Genomic DNA, 20,002 nt, shown 5'->3' on the forward strand with positions numbered 1-20,002 from the left:
TCCGGGCGGCCCGGGGCCGCCGACTTGTTACCGAAGGCCGCGACCGCAGCCGGTGGCCCGGCCCGGCGCACCGCCGTCCGCCTCCCCGGCCCCGGCACCCGGGCCCCGGCCGCCGCCGACCGGTATCACCGCACGTGCAGGCCGCTCCAGTCCACGTTCGCGCCGAACGCCGCCGAACCGCCGGTGAGCGCCAGGGCGTCGTCGTAGGTGGCCTTGACGTCGGCGTTGGAGTTGCGCGGCTGCTCCGGGGTCAGGTTGTCCGCCGTCAGCGACTGTCCCCAGACCGTCCAGATCGTCCACGGGGTGCGCCGCAGGGTGTCCGGCTGGCGGGAGTTGACCGGGACGGCGAAGGACTCGGCCAGGATCCGCGGCTTGCCGTACCCGGCCAGGCCGTCGTAGTAGCGCTTGGTCCACGCCTCGCCGGTGCCGATCGGGCGCGCCGGGCTGCCGCTGTAGTCGTCCACCCCGACCAGGTCCACGTACTGCGCACCCGGGTAGTAGTTCCACGGGTCGACGCCCGGGGCGCCGTCCCAGGAGACCGGCGTCCAGGCGAACAGCAGGTTGTGCAGGCCCCGGGTCTCCACCAGGTAGTGGTAGGTGATCCGCCAGAGCGCCTGGTAGTCGGCCGGCTTCTGGCCGGACCACCAGAAGCCGCGGGCGCAGTCGGCCGCGTTCATCTCGTGGTACGGGCGCAGCAGCACCGGCACGTCGTGGGCGGCGAGGTACTCCAGGTGGTCGGCGAGGAAGGACAGGTCGGTCAGCAGCGCCCGGTACTCGGGGGTGCCGCCGGTGCTGTCCACGACCCGGCCGAACCAGCCCGGGTCGCCGGCCGCGGGCGAGGACGAGCAGAGCACCCGGTCGAAGGACTTGACGTCCGAACCCGGGTACGGCTGGTGGAAGGACATGCCGACCAGGCCGGCCGGGGCGCCGCCGTTGTCGGGCAGCTCGGTGGCGGTGCCGTCGCAGTTCTTCTGGACGCCGGCCGCGCCGTACGTACCGTCCGCCGCACGCGGGTGGCCGGACCAGACGGCAGCCATCAGGTCCACCGCGTCGTCGGTGTACTGCCAGCCGACCGCGCAGGCGGGCCAGCGCCCTTCGGAGTAGGAGCGCGGGTTGCCGACGCCCCAGCCGCTCTGGCCGTAACCGGGGCCGAGGTCGGTCTCGACGAAGCCGGGCAGCTTGCCGGTGATGTCGGCGGCCTTCTTGTAGTAGTAGCCGACCGGCTTGGTGCCCCGGTAGTCGCCGTACTCGGGGTTGTAGCGCTCGTTGTGCCCCTCGATGTGCTGGCCGATCACCGTGCCGCCGGAGCGGCCGGACCGGGCCGTGGCCTCCAGGTCGGCGAGCAGCTGCTGGACGGCCCGGGCGTTCGGCGAGGCCTGCGGATCACGGGCCAGCAGGTCGCGGCCGACCTCGGGGGGCAGGGCGCGGCCGGCGCCGTTGAGGGTGAGTTCGCTGCGTCCGGTCGGCCCGGCGGGGCCGGGCGGCGGCGGGGCGGAGCGGTCGTCCCGGCCGCCGAGCACCAGCGCGCCGGTGGCGAGCACGGCGGCGGACACGGCCAGGGCGGCCGGCTTGCCGTGCAACGGGCGGGGCAGGGCCACGGGGCACTCCTCCGGAGACCGGGGTCGGCCGGGGGCCCGGCGGCGACGCCCGGGCCGCCACGACCGGACACGCGTACGACTGACAGCCCGCGAGCCTGCCACACTCCCCCGCGTCCCGGCGAGCGGGCACGCGGGGGACGGCCGACCGGGCCGGCGGCGGGCGGTCAGCCCGCCGGGGCCGCCGGCGGGGCCGCGGGCGTCTTGGCCCGCTGGAGCAGCTGGTTCTTCACGTGCTCGCCGAAGCCCGTGGCGGCCGCCGTCGCGGCGGCGTCCGCGGTGTTGCCGCCCTTGGCGGAACCCTCGACGGTGAAGTAGGCGTAGCGCCCCAGGGTGCTCTTGGTGTTGGTGCAACCCGGAGTGGCGCAGAAGACCGGCGCCCCCGGGGCGGCGGCGCCCTTGAGGTGGCCGACGTAGTTCTTCAGGGCCGTCTCGGCCTGGATCTTGTGGTCGAAGACGGCGACGCCGAGCGTCACCGCGCTGTCGCCGGAGACGTAGGTGGCCCGGAGGACCTGGCGGCAGCCCTGGTCGCCGAGCGCCCGGCCGAGACCGCCGACCGTGGAGTTGCCGTCCCAGCAGGGCGAGTCGAGCGAGACGACGGTCCGGTTCCAGGTGGCGCCGTTGACGGTCACGGTGAGCGCCGAGAAGAGCGCCGCCGCGTCCTGCGGGGCCGGGTCGGTGGAGGCGTCCCAGAGCGGCTTCGACGGGTCGTCGGGGGTCGCGCTCGGGGTGGGGGTCGGCGTCGGGGTGGACGTCGGGGTCGGCTTGGCGGAGCCGGTCGGAGACGGCGCCGGCTGCTGGGTGGCCCCGGTCGCGGTCGACGTGGGCCCGGCGATCGGCTTCTCGTCGCCGTCCTTGCCCAGCAGGAGCAGGCCGCCGGCGACGACGCCGCCGATGATCAGGACGGCGACGGCCGCACCGATGATCTTCAGCCGGGTCTTGCGCCGGTGCTCGGCCGCGTTGCGGTCGGCGAGCGCGGCCCAGTCCGGCTCGGTCTGCTGCGGCGGCAGGTGCTGCGGCTGCGGCTGCGGCTGCGGCTGCGGCTGCGGAGGATGCTGCCAGTGGTGCGAGGGCACCGGCATCGGCGGCTGGGGCTGCGGCGCCGGCTGGGGCTGCACCGGAGGCTGCGGCGCGGGCGGCGGAACAGGCGGCGGCACCTGGATCGACTGCGGCGGCTGCGGCGCCGCGGGCGCCGGCGGCCGGGCCGGCGGCGCGGGCGGTCCGTACGACGCCGGAGGCGGTCCGAAGCCGCCCGGTGCCGGCGGCACGGCCTGGCCGCCGGAGGGCTGCTGCCCCGGCGGCACCGGTCCGGGTCCACCCGGCTGCTGGTTCTGTGCGCCCCCCGCACCGGCGGGAGGGGCCGGCTGCTCCCCCGGCGAAGCGGGCTGTCCAGACCACTCCCCGGGCACGCCCGTTCCGTCGCTCATGAGGCGAGATCGTAGGGCATGGCCCTGACCGGCGACCGCCCCGGTCACCATTCCGTTTCCGAATCCTGACAAGCCCCGGGGCGTCCGGAACCCCGGCCCGCGCCCCTTCCCGGCTCCCGCCCCGGTACCAGCGGTCATCGCGCCAACACGCCGCGCTGCACAACATGTGGTGTCGCATCGAGAGAGCACCACTAGATGTATGCTCGACCCTGCTGTCGACGCAGGGGAACCCGGTGCGAGTCCGGGACTGCCCCGCAGCGGTGAGCGGCCGTCTCCCCATGGGAGCCCGCGAGTCCGAGTACCTGCCGACGGTGTGCGAGCGCCTCCCCGCAGAGGCCCCAGCACGAGCACCACCTTCCGGGCCTCGCGGGCGGGCCGGGGACGACACGCCGCGCGACGCCACGGGCGCCCGCGCCGTCCTCCCCTGCCCCGAACGGCCCGGCCCCCCGATCTACCGACGCCGATCGCCGCCAGGAGAGAGCGCCTTGACCACCGCTGCCTCAGTCACCCTGCCCGCCCAGGGTTCCAGCTCCGCCCCCGCCGACCGTACGGTCTCCGACCCCGGTGGCGCGCTCCTCCGCGTGCTGACCGACCGCAGCGTCGACCTCCCCCAGGTGGACCCGGGTCACGTCGCCGCCGCCGCGCTGCGCGGCCGCAACGCCGGCTCGGACTTCGCCGAGCTGCGCGGCCTGGCCATCGACGCCGCCGCGTCGATGATCGCCGAGGACCCGCAGTACTCGAAGCTGGCGGCCCGGCTGCTCGCGCTGGAGATCGTCGACGAGGCGGCGACCCAGGGCGTGGTCTCCTTCTCCACCTCGATCACCGTCGGCCACGCCGAGGGCCTGATCGGCGACACCACCGCCGCGTTCGTCGCCAAGCACACCGAGGCGCTGAACGCCCTGGTCGACCCGGCCGGCGACGACCGCTTCGAGTACTTCGGCCTGCGCACCGTGCAGTCCCGCTACCTGCTGCGTCACCCGATCACCCGCAAGGTCGTCGAGACCCCTCAGCACTTCCTGCTCCGCGTCGCCTGTGGCCTGGCGGTCGGCGACAACGAGCAGTCGGTGCGCGAGGTGGCCGAGCTGTACCGCCTGATGAGCCGGCTGGAGTACCTGACCTCCTCGCCGACCCTCTTCAACTCCGGCACCCGGCACCCGCAGATGTCCAGCTGCTACCTGCTGGACTCGCCGCTGGACAACCTGGACTCGATCTACTCGCGGTACGCCCAGATCGCCCGCCTCTCGAAGCACGCCGGCGGCATCGGCCTCTCCTACTCGCGGATCCGCTCGCGCGGCTCGCTGATCCGGGGCACCAACGGCAAGTCGAACGGCATCGTCCCGTTCCTGCGCACCCTCGACTCCTCGGTCGCCGCCGTCAACCAGGGCGGCCGTCGCAAGGGCGCGGCCTGCGTCTACCTGGAGACCTGGCACGCGGACATCGAGGAGTTCCTGGAGCTCCGCGACAACACCGGTGAGGAGGCGCGCCGCACCCACAACCTCAACCTCGCGCACTGGATCCCCGACGAGTTCATGCGCCGGGTCAACGCCAACGCCGACTGGTCGCTGTTCTCCCCGGCCGACGTCCCCGAGCTGGTCGACCTGTGGGGCGCCGACTTCGACGAGGCCTACCTCAAGGCCGAGCTGGCCGGCAAGGCCGTCCGCACCATCCCCGCGCAGACCCTGTACTCCCGGATGATGCGCACCCTCGCGCAGACCGGCAACGGCTGGATGACCTTCAAGGACGCGTCCAACCGCGCCGCCAACCAGACCGCGCTGCCCGGCCGCACCGTCCACTCCTCCAACCTCTGCACCGAGATCCTGGAGGTCACGGACGACTCCGAGACCGCCGTCTGCAACCTCGGCTCGGTCAACCTCGGCGCCCACGTCGCCGCCGGTGCCACCGCCGCCGACCTGCTGAACGCGATGGACTGGGAGCGTCTGGACGCGACCGTCCGCACCGCCGTGACGTTCCTCGACCGCGTGGTGGACATCAACTTCTACCCGACCCCCGAGGCCGGCGCCTCCAACTCCCGCTGGCGCCCGGTCGGCCTCGGCGTGATGGGCCTGCAGGACGTCTTCTTCCGGCTCCGCCTGGACTTCGACTCCGCCGAGGCCAAGCAGCTCTCCACGCTGATCGCCGAGCGCATCATGCTCACCGCGTACGAGCGCTCCGCCGACCTGGCCGAGCAGCTCGGCCGCCACGAGGCGTACGCGGAGACCCGCGCCGCCCGCGGCGAGCTGCACATCGACCACTTCCCGAGCGCCGCGCCCGAGTGGGCCGACCGCTGGGAGGCCCTGCGCACCCGCGTCGCCTCCACCGGCCTGCGCAACTCGCTGCTCCTGGCGATCGCCCCGACCGCGACGATCGCCTCGATCGCCGGCGTGTACGAGTGCATCGAGCCGCAGGTGTCCAACCTGTTCAAGCGCGAGACCCTCTCCGGCGAGTTCCTCCAGGTCAACCCGTACCTGGTGCGCGAGCTCAAGGAGCTGGGCGTCTGGGACCAGCAGACCCGGGACGCGCTGCGCGACGCCAACGGCTCGGTCCAGGAGCTCGGCTGGCTGCCCGCCGGGGTCCGCTCGCTGTACCGCACCGCCTGGGAGCTCCCGCAGCGCGCGCTGATCGACCTGGCCGCGGCCCGCATGCCGTACATCGACCAGAGCCAGTCGCTGAACCTGTTCATGGCCGCCCCGACCATCGGCAAGCTCAGCTCGATGTACGCGTACGCCTGGAAGGTCGGTCTGAAGACCACCTACTACCTGCGCTCGCGCCCGGCCACCCGGATCGCCCAGGCCGCCTCCGGCGCCGCCCGCGCCGCCGCCCCGGTCCCGGCCGGTCCCGTCGCCGTCACCGTCGGCGCCCCGACCCTCACCCCGGAGGAGGAGGCCGCGCTGGCCTGCTCCCTGGAGAACCCCGAGTCCTGCGAGGCCTGCCAGTAATGTCCGACGCCCAGAAGATGCTGCTCGACCCCGGCTTCGAGCTGACCCTGCGCCCGATGCGCTACCCGTCGTTCTACGACCGGTACCGGGACGCGATCAAGAACACCTGGACCGTCGAGGAGGTGGACCTGCACTCCGACGTCGCCGACCTCGCCAAGCTGAGCGAGGGCGAGCGGCACATGATCGGCCGCCTGGTCGCCTTCTTCGCCACCGGTGACTCGATCGTCGCGAACAACGTGGTGCTGAGCCTCTACAAGCACATCAACTCCCCCGAGGCCCGGCTCTACCTGTCCCGGCAGCTGTTCGAGGAGGCCGTGCACGTCCAGTTCTACCTGACGCTGCTGGACACCTACCTGCCCGACCCCGAGGACCGCAACGCGGCCTTCGCCGCGGTGGAGAACATCCCCTCCATCCACCAGAAGGCCCAGTTCTGCTTCAAGTACATGAACGCGGTCGACCACATCGACTCGCTGCAGACCAAGGAGGACCGCCGCGCGTTCCTCCTGAACCTGATCTGCTTCGCGGCCTGCGTCGAGGGCCTGTTCTTCTACGGTGCCTTCGCGTACGTGTACTGGTTCCGCAGCCGCGGCCTGCTGCACGGCCTCGCCACCGGCACCAACTGGGTGTTCCGCGACGAGTCCATGCACATGGACTTCGCCATGTCGGTGGTGGACACCGTCCGCGCGGAGGAGCCCGACCTCTTCGACGAGAAGATGGCCCAGCAGGTCACCGAGATGCTGGAGGAGGCCGTCGAGGCCGAGCTCCAGTTCGCCCAGGACCTGTGCGGTGACGGCCTGCCCGGCATGAACACCGAGTCGATGCGCGAGTACCTGCAGGCCGTGGCCGACCAGCGGCTCGCCCGTCTGGGCCTGCCGGTCCGGTACGGCTCCACCAACCCGTTCGGGTTCATGGAGCTGCAGAACGTCCAGGAGCTGACCAACTTCTTCGAGCGCCGGGTCTCCGCCTACCAGGTCGCCGTCGAGGGCTCGGTCTCCTTCGACGACGAGTTCTAGGCCCCTCCCGGCCCCGGCCCGCCGGGGCCGACGCCCGCTGCCCCGTACGGAACCTCCGTAGGGGGCAGCGGCGTTCGGGGCGCCCGCGCCGCGCCGGACACGGCGAAGGGCCGGGGAGCGGTTGCGGCTCCCCGGCCCTTCGTCAACTCCCCGGGCTGCGTCAGTCGTTCGAGACCGTCGCGTACCGCGGCGTGCCCTCGGCCATCTGCCGCAGCGCGTCCTTGCGGTCCCGCTTCGACAGCTTGTCGATGTAGAGGAACCCGTACAGGTGGTCGGTCTCGTGCTGGAGGCAGCGTGCGAAGAAGCCGGTGCCCTCCACCCGGACCGGGTTGCCGTCCTTGTCCCGGCCGGTCACCGCCGCGTAGTCCGGGCGGGCCAGCTCGGCGTACGCGGTCGGCACCGAGAGGCAGCCCTCGTTGCCGTCGTCCAGCACGCGGCGGCGGTCCGCCGGGTACTCCTCCAGCACCGGGTTGATCACGTGGCCGACGTGGCGGACACCCTCGTCGTCCGGGCAGTCGTAGACGAAGACCTTGAGGTCCACGCCGATCTGGTTGGCGGCCAGGCCCACGCCCTCCGCCGCGTACATCGACTGGAACATGTCGTCGATCAGCCCGGACAGCTCGCCGTCGAAGGCGGTCACGTCCTTCACCTCGCGGTGCAGAACCGGGTTTCCGAAGACGGTGATCGGGCGCGCGGTGCCCCTGGAGAGGTCCGGCTCCTCGCCGACCACCTTCACCGGCTGGTCCCCGCCCTGCTCGGGCTCGTGATCATGGTCGTGCTGGTGGTCGTGCTGCTCCGCCATCGCTGCTTTCCGCTTCCGCTTCCGTCGACTGCCGTGCCCGTGGACTGCCACGCTGTACCGGTCAAGGGTAAGCGGCCCGGTCAGCAGACTTCTTCGAGATCCCGATATGCCCGGGTTCCGGGCGCAGCGGCCGCCCAGCGGTCCAGCAGTGTCCGCACCAGACGGGCCGGCGCGGCGATCCCGCACTCGCGCTCGACCAGCCACGACATCCCGCCCGCGCCCTGGCTCAGATGGCTCAGGTGGCCCGGGTGCGCGGCGTCGCCGTCGTCGTGCGGGTCGTGGTGGGCGGTGTGCCCGTCGTCCGAGGCCATCCGGCTCTCCGAACAGGCACGGCACAGCAGCCGCACCGAGGACGTCCAGTCCTCCGCCGCGTAGCCGGCGTCCGCGACCAGCCGCTCCAGGGCGTCCCGGTCGGCCGCCGTCGCCGCCTGCAGCAGCACCACGTAGGTCGGCACCGGGGACGGCGCCCACAGCTCGATCTCGTCGAACACCGGGTAGGCGACCCCGTCGGTGACCCGTTCGCCGTGCGGTGCGCCGTCGTGCAGGACCACCTCGCCCCAGCGCCGGCCGGAGGACGGCAGCGGGATCGACAGGACCTCGATCCGGGCCGGGTCCAGTCGGCGGCCCCAGACCACCTCGGACTCGCCGTCCGGGGAGAGCCGCACCGGCGTCGTCCCCAGGTCCAGGCTGACCGGTCCGTCCGGCTGTCCGCCGGGACCGCCGGGCAGCCGCAGCCCGTACGCCTGCCAGGCCCGCCGGGCCAGCGCCCAGTCCTGCAGTGCCGTCGCCGTGATCCCGAGGTTCCACCAGTCCGGGGCGCCCTGTTCGCGGTCGAGCAGCGCCACCGCCCGCAGCCCGGCCGCCCGCGCCTGCTCCCAGTCGCGGCGGAACTTGTGCAGCAGCGCGAGGTTGAACCACGAGTCCGACAGCCACGGCTCCAGGTCGGCCGCCATCACCAGCAGCGCGCCGGCGTCCTCGTAGCGGCCGTCACCGATCAGCGTGAAAGCCCGGTCCGTCGTCTGCCGCCAGGTGGCGGACGGCCGGTGTCGTGCCCGGTGGAAGATCCTCACGTTCGTCCCTGCCGTCGTCGTCCGCTCAAGTCCCGTGTCCGCTCCCGCGTCCGGGGCCCGGTGCCCCGGGTCGGTGTTCCACGCTACGACCGCATCCAACCACGCCCACCGCCGCGCGCGCTTCCCACCGCCGCGGTTGCCCGGCGCCGGTCCCCACCCCCAGCCTGCCCGCAGCGCCCCGCCGGCTCAACCCCGGACGGACGCCGTCCCCGCCCGGCGGCCCCGTGCCCGGGCTACCCGCGCACCCGGACCAGCGCGTCCACCACCCGGGCGTCGTACACCCGCCCGCGCCCCAGTCGCAGCACCTCCAGGACCTCCAGCCGGCCCACCGCCTCGCCCGCCCCGCGCCCCCGCGCCGCCGTCAACAGGTCGTCGTGCGCGTTCGCCACCCGGATGATCCTCGCGGCCAGCGGCACCGCCCGGCCGCCGCCGTCCGGCGCGGGCCACGGGTCGGCCAGCCGGGCGACCTGCTCGGCGACCTGCCGGGGTACGCCGGTCCGGCGGATCACCTCGCTGCCGAGCCGGGCGATCCGCTGCTGTTCGTCGTCCGGCAGCAGCGCCGTCGCCCCGCCGGGCACCGGCTCGACCAGCGACAGCTGCCCGACGTCGTGCATCAGCGCCGCGTACTCCAGCAGCGCGAGTTCCCGGGTGCCCAGGCCCAGCTCGCGGCCGAGCGCACAGGCGGTGTCGGCGACCCGTCGGGCGTGCCCGGGGGGCGTGTACCCGGCCACCTCGGTGGCCTTGGCGAGGCTGGCGATGGTCTGCCCCGTGGTGGCCCGGACGGCCGCCGCCCGTCGGAACGACACCTGCGCCAGCAGCAGCGGCGCGCAGAACAGCGGCAGCGCCCAGAGCCCCACCTCGCCGGCGGCCAGGCTGACCAGCATGCCGGTGGCGACGATCGCCGAGCCGATCCCGAACAGCGAGCGCAGCTCGTCCTCCAGCACCGCCGGGAACCGCAGCCCGCTGCGGGCCCGGCGCAGCAGCGCCGCCAGGGTGACGTCGCAGAGCGCGGCGAGCGCGGCGACCGCGGTCAGGAACGCCCCGTACGCCGGGCCGTCCGCGGAGTACCGGTCGACCACCCCGCTGTTGTAGAGCGGCTGGAACACCGCGGCCGCGAAGGCGGCGCCGAGCAGCCGCCGCGCCGCGCCGTCCCAGCGTGCGCGGTCGCCCCAGGGCCGGCGCCGGTGCCGGTGCCGCCGGTCGCCGCGCGGGCCCGGCACCGCCGCCCTGAGCGCGGCGGGCAGCAGGGCGAGGAGCAGGCCGACGCCGGTCACCGCCACCACCTGGAGGACCCCGTGCGCGGTCGGCAGCCCGCGCAACGGCCCGAGCAGCGCGTACGCGAGCGCACCGGCGGCCCCGATCGGCGCCTGCTCGCGGTCACCGGGGAGGGTGATCCGGACGCACTCGCCGAGCGCGATCAGCACGGTGAAGGCCAGCGCCACACCGGGCTCGGCCACCCCCCGGACCGCCACCGCACCCAGTGCGGCGGCCAGCAGCGCGAGCGCCCCGGCGTGCACCACGCGCACCGGGCCCGTGCTCGGCGCCCGCACGCCCGCCACCCGCGCCCGGTCGGTCGCCGCGCTCACGGCTGCCCGGTCGTCGGCACGGTTCCGCCCTGGGCGGGGACGCCGCGCGGGGCCGCCCGGACCGGCTCGGGGACGCCGAGCGGGATGTCCGGCACCGCCCGGATGCAGTCGGCGGGCGGCGGCAGCACCGGCTGCCAGTCGTGGACGGCCAGCGCGGAGACCAGCGCCCGCACCATCACCGGATCGAACTGGCTGCCCGAGCAGCGCTCCAGCTCCGCCACCGCCTCCGTGACCGGCCTGCCCCGCCGGTAGGAGCGGGTGGACGTCATCGAGTCGAACGCGTCCGCGACCGAGATGATCCGGGCGAACTCCGGGATCTGCCGGCCGGCCAGCCCGCTGGGGTAGCCCCGCCCGTCCATCCGCTCGTGGTGGTGCAGGATCCCGGCGTGCGCCTCGCCCAGGAAGGCGATCCCGCGCACCAGCTCGTACCCGTGCACCGGGTGCACCTCGACGGCCCGCCGCTCGACCTCGGTGAGGGGACCGTTTCTGCGCAGAAGCTCGGTGGCGACCCCCAGCTTGCCGACGTCGTGCAGGACGCCCGCGTACCGCAGGGTGCGCAGCCGCTCGGACTCCATGCCGAGCTGACCGGCGATCAGCACCGCCGCCTTCCCGACCCGTTCGCTGTGCCCCCGGGTGTAGGCGTCCTTGATCTCCACCGCCTGGACCAGGGCCTGGACGGTGGCCTGGTGGGCTTCGCGCTCCCGGTGCCCCTGGGCGAACACCCAAGCGGAGATGGTCAGCGGCAGTAGGGCCAGCAGCGCGGCGAACGCGCCGTACGGCCCCTGCCAGAGGACGGCGACCATCAGCCCGCCGGCCGCGTGCACCACCACGGGCAGCCCGACCGCAGCGGCCGGCCCGCGCAGCAGCGCGGTGGGCCTGCGCCCCTCCGCCAGCACCAGCATGCCGCCCACCAACACCCCGTTGACCAGGCAGAACGTGCCGAGCGCGGCGAAGCCCGGGAGCAGCGCGGCGGGGAAGCGGGAGCCGAGCAGCAGTTGCGGGCCGGCCAGGAGGTGGAAGACCAGCGAGGCGGCGAAGGCGGAGAGCGCGAGCTGGGAGCCGTTCCACAGCTGCCGCCGCCGGCAGGCCGGTTCGGCGGCGCCCACCAGCGCGGCCGGCGCCGCCACCAGGGCGGCGGCGGCCGGCGGCAGCATCAGCACCCCGGCGAACAGCACCGGGAAGAAGGCGTTGACGCTGGGCCGGGCCGGCACCCGGGCCGCCGACGGGGGGCGGCGCAGCACCGCCCGGACCAGCCGCAGGCACGGCGTGGGCAGCCCCTGGGCGAGCGACTCCCAGCACCCGTGCAGGAAGGCCAGCAGCCCGACCTTGGGCCAGTCCACCGGCGCGCCGAGCCAGTGCGGCGGGTCCAGCGGGGCCGGTGCGGGCAGCAGCGGCAGCAGGCAGCAGAGCGCCGCCACCGGGACGGCCACGAGGTAGCGCGTGGCGCCCTCCGGCAGGTCCGTGTCTCCACTGTCGGTAGCGATCTCGACCTCCCCGCCGTCCTGGCCCGCGCGGCGCCCGGCCCGCCGGGCCGACCGGCGGTGAGTGCCCGTCAGGAGGATAGGGCGCCGTTCCGGCGTGGGGACGCATGATGGCGCAATGCCGCAGCTGGCACACCGCCAACTCACTCGAACGAGTGACGGCGCATACGAGCAGAACGGGAGCGGCCCCGGGAGCTCAACGCTCCCGGGGCCGCCCGGCGCGCGCCGTTCGGCGCACAGGTCGTTCCGTGCCCGCAGCCGGCGGGCCTCCGCTCACTCCGCCGGAGCGCCGGCCTCGACCGGGGCACCGGCACGGGCCGACGGCTCCGCCGCCTCCCCCGCCGACCGGGCCTGACCGGCCGTCTCGGCGTGCACCTCGATCGTCGTCTCGACGGCGACCACCACCGTCTCGCCCGAGCGCTGCCCGGCCCGGATCGAGTCGATCCTGGCCAGCACCTTGCCGCGCAGGTCGGCCGGGGTGTCGTCGCAGCCGCAGGAACGCTTGATCAACGCCTTGATCGCCTGCTCCAGCCCGTACTGCTTCAGACACGGCGAGCACTCCTCGAAGTGCTCACGCAGCTTGGCGCAGTCGCCCTCGGCCATCTCGTTGTCGAGGAATTCGTAGAGGTGGTCGAGGACCTCGCCACACTCGGTGTCGTTCGGATCGCCGCAGCTCATGAGCCCGAGCCCTTCGCTTCCTGCCCTGCCCCACTGCCGGCCGGGACCAGCCCGCGCTCACGGGCGTAGTCCTCCAGCATGCCGCGCAGCTGACGGCGGCCGCGGTGCAGCCGGGACATCACCGTACCGATGGGAGTACCCATGATGTCCGCGATCTCCTTGTACGCAAAGCCCTCGACGTCCGCGAGATAGACGGCGATACGGAACTCCTCCGGGATGGCCTGGAGGGCGTCCTTCACGTCGCTGTCCGGGAGGTGGTCCAGGGCCTGGGTCTCCGCCGAGCGCAGACCGGTCGACATGTGCGACTCGGCCCGGGCCAGCTGCCAGTCCTCGATCTCCTCGGCGGCGGTGCGCTGCGGCTCCCGCTGCTTCTTGCGGTACGAGTTGATGAACGTGTTGGTGAGGATGCGGTACAGCCAGGCCTTGAGGTTGGTGCCCTCGCGGAACTGGTGGAACGACGCGTACGCCTTGGCGAACGCCTCCTGGAGCAGGTCCTCCGCGTCGGCCGGGTTGCGGGTCATCCGCAGCGCCGCCGAGTACATCGGATCCAGGTAGCCCAGGGCGTCACGCTCGAAGCGGTCCCGCCGGGCCTCCTCGCTCTCCTCCGCCGACACCCGGAAGGTGTCCTCGCCGATCGCCTCGGCCAGCTCCTCACCGGTGAGCGCCTCGCCCGTGGGCAGGCCCTCATCCGGGCCCCGGCCCGGCTCGGCCTCGTGCTCGGTCCCGACGACCGGACCCACCTCCTCGGCATGACGGGCACGACCCACGGCGGGCCGCCCCGAAATGGAGGATATCGGGCTGACGGGCTTCTCGCCCGCGGCAATCCAGTCCGACCACGAGGGGGCGAACGTCGCCGCGGCCTCGCGCTCGTCCGGCCGCTCGGGGCACGCGATCGAACCCATCTGCCCTGCCTTCCATCGGGACTCAAGCTGACGAGGGTGTCAACCACTGGAATCACTCCCGCATTCCCGCCCCCCGCCCGCAGTTCGCTCGAACGGGTGAACAGAGCGTGACAGCCCGCGCACGGGGCCCCGGGAACCCCCTCAGACCAGCCCCAGCACCCAGTCCCCGACCGCCGACGTGATCAGCTCCAGCACCTCGGCCTGACCGACCGGCGCCCGCTTCGGCACCTCGAAACCGTGGCTGCCGTACTCCAGCGCCACCAGCTCGTGCGTACCGGGCAGCTCCGGGAACTCCGCAGGCCCACCGAACGGGTCGGCCGCACTCTGCACCACCAGCGTCGGCAGGCCCGAGCCCAGCAGTTCCTCCGCCCTGCTCTTCTCCGGCCGGCCCGGCGGATGCAGCGGGAACGCCAGCGCCACCACCCCGACCGCCCCGGCCGCCGCGCCCGTCCGGCAGGCCACCCGGGCCCCGGCGCTGCGCCCGCCCACCACCAGCGGCAGACCGGCCCCGGCCAGCCGTTCGGCCACCGGCGCCCACCCCGCGTCCAGCGTCTTCGGCGCCGGCCCGAGGCGCTTCCCGGCCACCCGCCAGGGCTGCTCCACCAGCGCCACCGAGATCCCCCGCGCCGGCAGCGCCGCGGCCAGTGCCACCAGGTCCCGCGCCTCGATCCCGCCGCCGGCGCCGTGTCCCAGGGCCAGCACCGCCCGCGGTGCGGCCGCCGGGTGCAGGGTGATCCGGGTGTCCCCGACGGGCGTCGGGACGAGCTCCCTCGTCACGGCCTCCCGGCTCACGGCCTCCCGGTCGGCGGCCTCCCGGCTCACGGCCTCCCGGTCGGCGGCCTCCCGGTCGGCGACCGCCCGGTCGGCGGCTTCCTGGTCGGCGGCTTCCTGGTTCACGGCGGCTCCGGTACTTACGACGGGGAAGGACAAGGACGGGGAGAGGACAGGGGAAGGCGACGACCGGAAGGCAGGGCGGCGCGGCGGAGCTCAGAAGAGCGTGGTCTCGTACTCGACCTCGGTGTACGGCTCGGTCAGACCGGGCTCGTCGTTGCGGATGCTGCCGACCGCCGGCGACACCGGAGTGGCCCGCAGCGCCCCCGGCGGCGGGGGTATCAGCAGCCGCCGCAGCTCCTCGGGGTCGTCCCGCCGCGGATCCAGCCACTCGTCGAACGATCCCGGATCGAGGAAGAGCGGCATCCGCTCGTGGATCGGCGCCAGCAGCTCCTCGGCCTCCGTGGTCACGACGGTGAACGTCACCAGCCAGCCCTCCGGGTGGTCCGACGGCACCGTCCGGTTCCGCCAGAACTCGTACAGCCCGGCCAGGGCGAGCGGCGAGCCGTCCGTCCGGGAGACGAAGAACGGCTTCTTCCTCGCCTTCCCGCGCTCACCCGGCACCGTCTGCCACTCGTAGTAGCCGTCCACCGGCAGGATGCACCGCCGGGACGCGAAGGCCTGCCGGTACGAGGGCTTCTCGTGCACCGTGTCCGAACGGGCGTTGATCATCTTCACCGCCGCCTCCGGCGACTTCGCCCACTGCGGCACCAGCCCCCAGCGCAGCACCCGCAGCTGCCGCACCGGAGCCCGTTCCCCCTTCGGCACCCGTTCCAGCACCACGAAGGCGCTCTGCGTGGGCGCGACGTTCCAGCTCGGAGCCAGCGTCTCGGCCGGATCCCACTGCCGGACGCCGAACAGTTCGACGATGTCCTCGGGCCTGGTGCTCGAAGCGAAGCGACCGCACATGCCGTCAGCTTGCCACGACCGCGACCCCCGCCGGGTTTCTCACCCCCTCCTCACGCCCGCCGGAGAACCACCCGCCCCCGCCCGGCCGTCCCCCGCATGGCAGGCTGCCACCCCGGGACGGCCGAACCGAGGCGGAGGAGACCCCCATGGACGCCAGGACCATCGACGAACTGTGGACCGCCGTCACCGGCACCCAGCCCGCCCCGCCCGGCTGGCTCGCCCTCGCCACCGGCGCCGTCGCCCTGCTCGCCGTCCTCACCCGCCCGCTCTGGCGGATCACCCGCAACGCGGTGACCATCGCGCACGAGGGCGGCCACGGACTCGCCGCCCTCGTCACCCGCCGCAGGCTGGCCGGCATCCGGCTGCACTCCGACACCTCCGGCCTCACGCTCTCCTACGGTCGCCCCACCGGCCCCGGCATGGTCCTCACCGCCGCCGCCGGCTACCTCACGCCCGCCCTGCTCGGACTCGGCTGCGCCGCCCTGCTCGCGGCCGACCGGATCACCCTGCTGCTCTGGCTCGCCATCGTCCTGCTGCTCGCCCTGCTGGTCCGCATCCGCAACGCCTTCGGCTTCCTGAGCGTCCTGCTCACCGGCGCCGCCTTCTTCCTGGTCTCCTGGTTCGGCACCCCCGAGGTCCAGGCCGGCTTCGCCTACCTCGGCAGCTGGTTCCTGCTGTTCGGCGCGGTCCGCCCCGTCCTCGAACTCCAGCACCAGCGCCGCCGCGGCCAGGCCGGGGACTCCGACGCCGACCAGCTCGCCCGCCTCACCGGCGTCCCCGGCCTCGCCTGGACAGCGCTCTTCCTGGTCACCGCACTCGCCGCCCTCGCCCTCGGCGCGAGCTGGCTGCTCCGCCCCCTCTGAGCAGGAGCCCCCGCCGACGCGGGCGAAAGGACAGTTCCGGTACGGCCCCTAAACTTGCCCCATGACCGAGACCCTGTGGCCCGCCCCCGTCGCGACCAGCCCCGTTGACGCCACCGTCACCATCCCCGGCTCCAAGTCGGTCACCAACCGGGCCCTGGTGCTGGCGGCCCTGGCCGACGAGCCCGGCTGGGTGCGCCGACCGCTGCGCAGCCGCGACTCCCAGCTGATGGCCGACGGCCTGCGCGCGCTCGGCGTCGGCATCGAGGAGCAGGTCAACAACGACTCCGGCGGCACCGGGGGCGGCGAGGCCTGGCGGGTCATCCCCGCCCCCGCGCTGCGCGGCCCCGCCTCCGTCGACGTCGGCAACGCCGGCACGGTCATGCGTTTCCTCCCCCCGCTCGCCGTCCTCGCCGACGGCCCGGTCCACTTCGACGGCGACCCGCGCAGCCACGAGCGCCCCCAGCACGGCGTGATCGACGCCCTGCGCGCGCTCGGCGCCCGGATCGAGGACGGCGGCCGCGGCGCCTTCCCGCTCACCGTGCACGGCACCGGGGCCCTGGAGGGCGGCCCGGTCGAGCTCGACGCCTCCTCGTCCTCGCAGTTCGTCTCCGCCCTGCTGCTCTCGGGCGCCCGCTACAACCAGGGCGTCGAGGTCCGCCACGTCGGCGGGCCCGTCCCCTCGCTGCCGCACATCCGGATGACCGTCGAGATGCTCCGGCTGGCCGGCGTCCAGGTCGACGCCCCCGGGGACGGCGGCGAGAAGGACGTCTGGCGGGTCACCCCCGGCGCCCTGATCGGCCGCGACATGGTCGTCGAGCCCGACCTCTCGAACGCCGCACCGTTCTTCGCCGCCGCCCTGGTCACCGGCGGCCGGGTCACCGTCCGCGACTGGCCCCGCCACACCACCCAGCCGGGCGACCAGCTGCGCGACCTCTACACCCGGATGGGCGGCAGCTGCGAGTTCACCGACGAGGGCCTCCAGTTCACCGGCACCGGCCGGATCCACGGCATCGAGGCCGACCTGCACGACGTCGGCGAGCTCACCCCGGTGATCGCCGCCGTCGCCGCCCTCGCCGACTCCGAGTCCCACCTCTACGGCATCGCGCACCTGCGGCTGCACGAGACCGACCGGCTGGCCGCGCTCGCCAAGGAGATCAACGACCTCGGCGGCGACGTCAGCGAGACCGAGGACGGCCTGCGGATCCGCCCGCGCAAGCTGGGCGGCGGCGTCTTCCACACCTACGAGGACCACCGCCTGGCCACCGCCGCCGCGGTGATCGGCCTCGCCGTACCCGGCGTCCAGGTGGAGAACGTGGCCACCACCGCCAAGACCCTGCCGGACTTCCCCGCGATGTGGGACGAGTTGCTCACCGGAGTGGTGGCGGGCGGCTGAGCGGGAGACTGGGGACATGCGCCGTTACGGCAAGGACGCCGACGAGGACGACATCCGCAACCGGCCCGGGCGGAAGGGCTCCCGCCCTCGCACCCGGATCCGGCCCAAGCACGAGGACGCGGCCGAGGCGATGGTGCTCACCGTCGACCGCGGCCGGCTGACCTGCCTGATCGACCCGGGCACCAAGCAGGAACGCGAGATCGTCGCGATGAAGGCCCGCGAGCTGGGCCGCAAGGGCGTCGTCGTCGGCGACAACGTCTCCATCGTCGGCGACCTCTCCGGGGACGCCGACACCCTGGCCCGGATCGTCCGGGTCGAGGAGCGCAGCTCGGTCCTGCGGCGAACCGCGGACGACGACGACCCGTACGAGCGGATCGTCGTCGCCAACGCCGAGCAGCTCGCCATCGTCACCGCCCTGGCGGACCCGGAGCCCCGGCCCCGGCTGATCGACCGCTGCCTGGTCGCCGCCTACGACGCGGGGATGGAGCCGCTGCTCGTCCTCACCAAGGCCGACCTCGCCCCGGCCGAACCCATGCTGGACGCCTACGCACCGCTCGGCATCCGGTACGTGGTGACCCGCCGGGACGAGCTGGCCACCACCGGCGCCGAGGTCGTCCGCGAGCGCCTGCGCGGCCTGCGCACGGTGTTCATCGGCCACTCCGGCGTCGGCAAGACCACCCTGGTCAACGCCCTCGTCCCGGAGCACCAGCGGAGCACCGGGCAGGTCAACTCGGTCACCGGCCGGGGCCGGCACACCACGGTGTCGGCCCTCGCGCTGCGCCTGCCGCCGCCGCCCGGGGCCAAGCCGGGCTCGAAGAAGGCACTGGACACCGGCTGGGTGATCGACACCCCCGGCTTCCGGTCCTTCGGCCTCTCGCACATCGACCCGTCCCGGGTGATCCTGGCCTTCCCCGACCTGGAGCCCGGCACCGCCGAGTGCCCGCGCGCGTGCAGCCACGACGAGCCGGACTGCGCGCTGGACGCCTGGGTGGCCGAGGGGCACGCCGATCAGGCCCGGCTCTACTCGCTGCGCCGTCTGCTGGCCAGCAAGGAGGCCCGCGAGGACGACTGACCCGCCCGGGTGCGCGGGCGGAGTCCGGTGTTTTCGCGCGTTCGAGGTGTCGGAGCACCGCTGCCTGGTGATCATAGGAAAGTCGGGCCGGATCACGGCCCGTTTCCGGCGATCGACAGGGAGAGCACGCGATGGCATGGGCCCTGGTGATCCTGGCCGGTCTCCTGGAGACCGGCTTCGCGATCAACCTCAAGCTCAGTGAAGGCTTCACCAAGCTCTGGCCCACCATCAGCTTCTGCGTCTTCGCCCTCGGCAGCTTCGGCCTGCTCACGATCTCCCTGAAGACCCTCCCGGTCGGCCCCGCGTACGCGGTGTGGACCGGAATCGGCGCGGCCGGCACCGCGATCTACGGCATGGTCTTCCTGGACGAGACCACCTCGGTGCTCAAGCTGGTGTCGATCTCCCTGGTGATCGCCGGGGTGATCGGCCTCCAGCTGAGCGGTTCCGCGCACTGAGCCCCCGCCCGCCCGGGGCGGGTTCGGCCCGAGGCCCGGCCCTTCCCGGTCCGGTCCGGTCCGGTCCGCGAGCCCGACTGTCCTGATCGGGGAGGGCTCGCTAGGGTTTCGGACATGGCCGACTACCACGACGACCTCCGACTCGCCCACGTCCTCGCCGACTCGGCCGACTCGGTCACCCTGGAGCGCTTCCGCGCACTCGACCTCCGGGTCGAGACCAAGCCCGACCTCACCCCCGTGAGCGACGCCGACAAGGCCGCCGAGGAGCTCGTGCGCAGCATCCTCCAGCGGGCCCGCCCGCGCGACGCGGTGCTCGGCGAGGAGTTCGGCCTCCAGGGCACGGGACCGCGCCGCTGGGTGATCGACCCGATCGACGGCACCAAGAACTACATCCGCGGCGTGCCGGTCTGGGCCACCCTGATCGCGCTGCTGGAGGACGGCCCGGACGGCGTCGAACGGCCGGTCGTCGGCATCGTCTCGGCCCCCGCGCTGAACCGCCGCTGGTGGGCCGCCAAGGACCTCGGCGCGTTCGCCGGCCGCAGCCTGGCCAAGGCGAGCCGGATCCGGGTCTCCGGCGTCTCCCGGATCGAGGACGCCTCCTTCTCCTACTCCTCGCTCTCCGGCTGGGAGGAGCGCGGCCGCCTCGACCCGTTCCTCGACCTCACCCGGGCCTGCTGGCGCACCCGCGCCTACGGCGACTTCTGGTCGTACATGATGGTCGCCGAAGGCGCGGTCGACATCGCGGCCGAGCCGGAACTGTCCCTGTGGGACATGGCGGCCAACTGCATCATCGTCGAGGAGGCCGGCGGCCGCTTCACCGGCCTGGACGGCATCCCGGGCCCGGGCGGCGCCGACGCGGTCGCCTCCAACGGCCTGCTCCACGAGGAGGCGCTGGGCCGCCTCGGCGTGTGACCCCGGCAGTGCCCCGTGACATGGGTGCGGGCCCGCCACGACCGGTGCTCCGGTCGCGGCGGGCCCGCTGCTCATCG

17 protein-coding genes and 1 riboswitch are annotated in these 20,002 nt (G+C 74.0%); of the genes, 7 read left to right on the forward strand and 10 right to left on the reverse strand.

Features of this window, described 5'->3' with window-relative positions:
• Positions 1-125 precede the first annotated feature (125 nt).
• Positions 126-1,598 (reverse strand): glycoside hydrolase family 26 protein, encoded by a 1,473-nt coding sequence (locus PUR61_RS32675; RefSeq protein ID WP_329883118.1) that lies wholly within the window; start codon positions 1,596-1,598, stop codon positions 126-128.
• Between the two features lie 164 nt (positions 1,599-1,762).
• Positions 1,763-2,713 (reverse strand): hypothetical protein, encoded by a 951-nt coding sequence (locus PUR61_RS32680; RefSeq protein WP_329883119.1) that lies wholly within the window; start codon positions 2,711-2,713, stop codon positions 1,763-1,765.
• Positions 2,714-3,204: 491 nt separating this feature from the next.
• A riboswitch (cobalamin riboswitch) is annotated at positions 3,205-3,346 on the forward strand.
• Between the two features lie 185 nt (positions 3,347-3,531).
• Between PUR61_RS32680 and PUR61_RS32685 the strand changes: the two genes are divergently transcribed.
• The gene (locus tag PUR61_RS32685; protein WP_329883211.1) at positions 3,532-5,958 is read left to right on the forward strand and encodes a ribonucleoside-diphosphate reductase subunit alpha; all 2,427 of its coding nucleotides are present in this window, start codon (positions 3,532-3,534) and stop codon (positions 5,956-5,958) included.
• Positions 5,958-6,971 (forward strand): ribonucleotide-diphosphate reductase subunit beta, encoded by a 1,014-nt coding sequence (locus PUR61_RS32690; RefSeq protein WP_329883120.1) that lies wholly within the window; start codon positions 5,958-5,960, stop codon positions 6,969-6,971. The genes PUR61_RS32685 and PUR61_RS32690 overlap by 1 nt, the downstream gene beginning before the upstream one ends.
• Before the next feature lie 160 nt (positions 6,972-7,131).
• Here PUR61_RS32690 and def read toward each other — a convergent pair whose 3' ends face one another.
• From def to PUR61_RS32730, 8 genes are all read right to left on the reverse strand, one after another.
• Positions 7,132-7,773 carry a peptide deformylase gene (def, locus tag PUR61_RS32695; protein ID WP_329883121.1) on the reverse strand — a complete coding sequence of 214 codons (642 nt, stop codon included), beginning with the start codon at positions 7,771-7,773 and terminating at the stop codon, positions 7,132-7,134.
• 80 nt (positions 7,774-7,853) lie between these two features.
• Positions 7,854-8,843 carry a tetratricopeptide repeat protein gene (locus PUR61_RS32700; protein ID WP_329883122.1) on the reverse strand — a complete coding sequence of 330 codons (990 nt, stop codon included), beginning with the start codon at positions 8,841-8,843 and terminating at the stop codon, positions 7,854-7,856.
• Between the two features lie 233 nt (positions 8,844-9,076).
• The gene (locus tag PUR61_RS32705; protein ID WP_329883123.1) at positions 9,077-10,429 is read right to left on the reverse strand and encodes an HD-GYP domain-containing protein; all 1,353 of its coding nucleotides are present in this window, start codon (positions 10,427-10,429) and stop codon (positions 9,077-9,079) included.
• Positions 10,426-11,859 carry an HD-GYP domain-containing protein gene (locus PUR61_RS32710; RefSeq protein ID WP_329883124.1) on the reverse strand — a complete coding sequence of 478 codons (1,434 nt, stop codon included), beginning with the start codon at positions 11,857-11,859 and terminating at the stop codon, positions 10,426-10,428. Before PUR61_RS32710 ends, PUR61_RS32705 begins: the two co-directional genes overlap by 4 nt.
• Before the next feature lie 324 nt (positions 11,860-12,183).
• Complete coding sequence (rsrA, locus tag PUR61_RS32715) at positions 12,184-12,588, reverse strand: mycothiol system anti-sigma-R factor (RefSeq protein WP_329883125.1); 405 nt, start codon at positions 12,586-12,588, stop codon at positions 12,184-12,186.
• A complete protein-coding gene (locus PUR61_RS32720; RefSeq protein ID WP_329883212.1) occupies positions 12,585-13,328 on the reverse strand; it encodes a sigma-70 family RNA polymerase sigma factor in 744 nt (247 codons plus the stop codon). Before PUR61_RS32720 ends, rsrA begins: the two co-directional genes overlap by 4 nt.
• Before the next feature lie 303 nt (positions 13,329-13,631).
• Positions 13,632-14,312, reverse strand: a complete 681-nt coding sequence (locus PUR61_RS32725) for an alpha/beta hydrolase family protein (RefSeq protein ID WP_443035280.1) — start codon at positions 14,310-14,312, stop codon at positions 13,632-13,634.
• A gap of 165 nt (positions 14,313-14,477) precedes the next feature.
• Positions 14,478-15,230 (reverse strand): SOS response-associated peptidase, encoded by a 753-nt coding sequence (locus tag PUR61_RS32730; protein ID WP_329883126.1) that lies wholly within the window; start codon positions 15,228-15,230, stop codon positions 14,478-14,480.
• Positions 15,231-15,376: 146 nt separating this feature from the next.
• Here PUR61_RS32730 and PUR61_RS32735 point away from each other — a divergent pair, with 146 nt between their 5' ends.
• From PUR61_RS32735 to hisN, 5 genes are all read left to right on the forward strand, one after another.
• Positions 15,377-16,093: a M50 family metallopeptidase gene (locus PUR61_RS32735; protein WP_329883127.1), complete on the forward strand. Its 717-nt coding sequence runs from the start codon at positions 15,377-15,379 to the stop codon at positions 16,091-16,093.
• A gap of 61 nt (positions 16,094-16,154) precedes the next feature.
• On the forward strand, positions 16,155-17,486 hold the full coding sequence (aroA, locus tag PUR61_RS32740; RefSeq protein ID WP_329883128.1) for a 3-phosphoshikimate 1-carboxyvinyltransferase: 1,332 nt from the start codon (positions 16,155-16,157) through the stop codon (positions 17,484-17,486).
• Between the two features lie 16 nt (positions 17,487-17,502).
• Positions 17,503-18,558, forward strand: a complete 1,056-nt coding sequence (gene rsgA / locus PUR61_RS32745) for a ribosome small subunit-dependent GTPase A (protein WP_329883129.1) — start codon at positions 17,503-17,505, stop codon at positions 18,556-18,558.
• Positions 18,559-18,689: 131 nt separating this feature from the next.
• On the forward strand, positions 18,690-19,013 hold the full coding sequence (locus PUR61_RS32750) for a DMT family transporter (RefSeq protein WP_329883130.1): 324 nt from the start codon (positions 18,690-18,692) through the stop codon (positions 19,011-19,013).
• A gap of 114 nt (positions 19,014-19,127) precedes the next feature.
• Positions 19,128-19,925, forward strand: a complete 798-nt coding sequence (hisN, locus tag PUR61_RS32755) for a histidinol-phosphatase (RefSeq protein WP_329883131.1) — start codon at positions 19,128-19,130, stop codon at positions 19,923-19,925.
• The last annotated feature ends 77 nt before the right edge of the window (positions 19,926-20,002 follow it).

Origin of the sequence: Streptomyces sp. BE20 (assembly GCF_036322525.1) — a bacterium.
Lineage (GTDB): Bacteria > Actinomycetota > Actinomycetes > Streptomycetales > Streptomycetaceae > Kitasatospora.

Bases quoted from the DNA above. Each gene is read 5' to 3' on its own strand.
- PUR61_RS32750 (WP_329883130.1), top strand. From the start codon at position 18,690: ATGGCATGGGCCCTGGTGATCCTGGCCGGTCTCCTGGAGACCGGCTTC.
- def (WP_329883121.1), bottom strand. From the start codon at position 7,773: ATGGCGGAGCAGCACGACCACCAGCACGACCATGATCACGAGCCCGAG.
- aroA (WP_329883128.1), top strand. From the start codon at position 16,155: ATGACCGAGACCCTGTGGCCCGCCCCCGTCGCGACCAGCCCCGTTGAC.
- PUR61_RS32735 (WP_329883127.1), top strand. From the start codon at position 15,377: ATGGACGCCAGGACCATCGACGAACTGTGGACCGCCGTCACCGGCACC.
- PUR61_RS32690 (WP_329883120.1), top strand. From the start codon at position 5,958: ATGTCCGACGCCCAGAAGATGCTGCTCGACCCCGGCTTCGAGCTGACC.
- rsgA (WP_329883129.1), top strand. From the start codon at position 17,503: ATGCGCCGTTACGGCAAGGACGCCGACGAGGACGACATCCGCAACCGG.
- PUR61_RS32730 (WP_329883126.1), bottom strand. From the start codon at position 15,230: ATGTGCGGTCGCTTCGCTTCGAGCACCAGGCCCGAGGACATCGTCGAA.
- hisN (WP_329883131.1), top strand. From the start codon at position 19,128: ATGGCCGACTACCACGACGACCTCCGACTCGCCCACGTCCTCGCCGAC.
- rsrA (WP_329883125.1), bottom strand. From the start codon at position 12,588: ATGAGCTGCGGCGATCCGAACGACACCGAGTGTGGCGAGGTCCTCGAC.